1 protein-coding gene is annotated in these 3,365 nt (G+C 50.8%); it reads left to right on the top strand.

What is annotated here, in order from left to right:
* The coding region (locus FBD94_RS25790; protein ID WP_205945941.1) for a beta strand repeat-containing protein at nt 1-3,365 on the top strand (3,365 nt) is incomplete at both ends.

The raw sequence follows: 3,365 nt of genomic DNA, 5'->3' as shown, positions 1-3,365 counted from the left end.
GATAATGATGCGGCGAGTGTATCGCTTTCGACCCCGTTAACAGTCAATGAAGCAGCGGGTACAGCGACCTTTACGGTGACTTTAACGGGGAATGTTCAGGAAGCCTTTACGGTAGATTATGCAACCGCAAATGGTACAGCCGAGTCGCCGGGTGACTATACAGCCATTACTGCCGGAACGGTAAGTTTCCCGGCAGGTTCGGCAAGTGGGGCATTCCAAACCTTTACCGTAGCTATTAATGACGATAACCTGGTAGAGTCGGGCGAAACATTCAGCGCTTCCTTAACCGGTATTACGGGGCTTGCAACGATCGGCACCGCTACGGCAACGACCACCATTAATGATAACGATGTAGCGAGTGTAGCCATTTCGGCCCCAATAGCAATAGATGAGGACGCGGGCACAGTTACCTTTAGGGTAACCTTAACAGGAAATGTCCATGAGGCCTTTTCTGTAAATTATACCACAGCAGGTCTTACCGCCCAGTCGCCCGGCGATTATACCCATACTACCGGAACGGTCAACTTCCCGGCAGGTTCTGCAAGTGGGGCATTCCAAACCTTTACCGTACCGATTCTGGATGATCATCTTTTAGAATCAGGTGAAACGTTCAGTGCCACTTTAAGCGGTATTACGGGCTTGACTACGATTGGTACTGCCACCGCTACCACCACCATTACGGATAATGATGCAGCAGGGGTATCCATCTCGACCAATGCTACAGTGAGCGAGACAACAGGTATGGCCACTTTTACGGTGACCTTAACAGGTAATGTTCAGGAATTATTTACAGTAAACTATGCCACATCGAACGGTGGAGCCCTTGCGCCCGGCGATTATACAACTACTACCGGAACAATCAGCTTCCCTGCGGGTTCGGCAAGCGGGACAACCAAGATCTTCCAGGTTCCGCTGGTTAATGACGGTGTTGCCGAATCCGGCGAAACGTTCAGTGCAGCATTAAGCGGTATCACGGGACTTACCACGATCGGCACAGGAACGGCCACGACCACCATTACGGACAGTGATGCAGCTGGTGTATCGATTTTGGCTCCTGCCACGGTAAATGAAACTGATGGTACAGCCACCTTTACGGTGACCTTGAGCGGCAATGTTCAGGATGCCTTTACAGTAAATTACAGCACATCAAACGGTACGGCAAGTGCGCCGGGTGATTATCTTAGCCGTGTGGGATCAGTAACTTTCCCTGCTGGTTCGGTAAGCGGAGCGGTACAAACCTTTACGGTTGATCTGGTTAATGATAATTTTGCAGAATCTGGTGAAACGTTCAGCGTCACTTTAAACAATATCAGCAGTCCTCTTGTAGCGATGGGTACTGCCACAGCATCAACCACCATTAATGATGATGATGCGGCTGGTGTATCGATCTCGACCAATCCAACAGTAAATGAGAGCGCTGGTACAGCCACCTTTACGGTGACCTTAACAGGCGGTATTCAGGATGCGATTACAGTGGATTATGCTACTGCAAACGGCACAGCGATTGCGCCGGGTGATTATACAATCACTACCGGGACGGTAAACTTCCCTGCGGGTTCGGTAAGCGGGACGACCCGGACCTTTACAGTGCCTATTCAGGATGACAATCTCAGAGAACCAGGGGAAGCGTTCAGCGCTACTTTAAGTAATATTACAGGTCTTGCAACCATAGCTACTGCGACTGCAACAACGACCATTACAGACAATGATGCAGCAAGCGTAGCGATCACGACCGATCCAACAGTTAATGAGGCTGCTGGTACAGCCACCTTTACGGTAAGTTTAACCGGCAATGTTCAGGAAGACTTTACGGTGAACTATGCTACTGTCAACGGCTCAGCCACTCAGCCGACCGACTATACAGCTACCAGCGGGACAATTACCTTCCCGGCGGGCTCAGTAAACGGAGCTACAAAGACCTTTACGGTACCGATCTTTAACGATCAGCTTGCAGAAGGGGACGAAACGTTCAGTGCAACTTTAGGTGGTATCAGCGGCCTTACGACCATTGGTACGGCCAGCGCTGCAACTACCATTATTGATAACGATGTGGCCAGTGTATCGATTTCGACCGTTCCCACGGTTAACGAGGCAGCCGGTACAGCGACCTTTATGGTGACCTTGAGTGGCGGAGCTCAGGATGTCGTTACGGTGAATTACAGCACATCAAATGGTTCAGCGGTTCAGCCAAACGATTATACCGCTACCAGCGGGACAATCAGCTTCCCGGCGGGTTCAGTAAACGGGACTGTCAGCAGCTTCACGGTGCCTATCGTGAACGACCAGTTTAGAGAAGGAGATGAAACGTTCAGCGCCACCTTAAGTGGTACGACTGGTCTTGCTACGATAGCTACGGCCAGCGCCACAACTACCATTATTGATAATGATGCGGCGAGTGTAGCAATTTCGACCCCGTTAACAGTCAATGAAGCGGCAGGCACAGCGACCTTTACGGTTGCCTTAACGGGTAATGTTCAGGAAGCCTTTACGGTAAGTTATGCTACTGCAAACGGTTCCGCGCAGGCGCCGAACGATTATACAGCCATTACTACCGGAACGGTAAGCTTCCCTGCGGGTTCGGTAAGCGGGGCAACCCAGGTCTTTACGGTAGCGATCCAGGACGACAATCTGGTAGAACCGGATGAAATGTTTAGCCTGAGCTTAACCGGTATTACCGGCCTTGCCACGATATCACCGACAGCGGCCAGTGCGAGCACTACCATTATTGATAACGATGTAGCGAGCGTAGGTATTTCGACTCCTTTAACCATAAATGAGGCAGCGGGAACAGCCACCTTTACGGTGACTTTAAGCGGTAATGTTCAGCAAGCTTTTGCGGTAAACTATACCACATCAGGCCTTACCGCCCAGTCGCCCGGAGATTATACCCATACTACCGGAACGGTAAACTTCCCGGCAGGTTCGGTAAACGGGGCGACCGAAACCTTTACTGTACCGATTCTGGATGATCATCTTTTAGAATCAGGCGAGACATTCAGCGCGAGCTTAACGGGTATTACCGGTCTTGCCACGATATCACCGGCAACAGCCAGCGCTACCACCACCATCATTGATAACGATGCAGCGAGCGTATCCATCTCGACTGCTGCTACAGTGAGCGAGGCCGCGGGTACAGCTACTTTTACAGTGACTTTAACAGGCAATGTCCAGGAATCCTTTACGGTAAACTATGCTACCTCAGACGGCGGAGCCATTGCGCCCGGTGATTACGCAAATGCAACAGGTTCGGTCATCTTTCCGGCAGGTTCAATAAGCGGAGCGACCAGGACTTTTACGGCATTGATCCAGAACGACAACCTTGTAGAAACAGGCGAAACATTTAGCGCCGCTTTAACGGGTATTAC

It is taken from the genome of Pedobacter hiemivivus (genome assembly GCF_005144565.1).
Taxonomy (GTDB): Bacteria; Bacteroidota; Bacteroidia; order Sphingobacteriales; family Sphingobacteriaceae; genus Pedobacter; species Pedobacter hiemivivus.
This window is presented reverse-complemented; position numbering and strand designations above follow the sequence as displayed.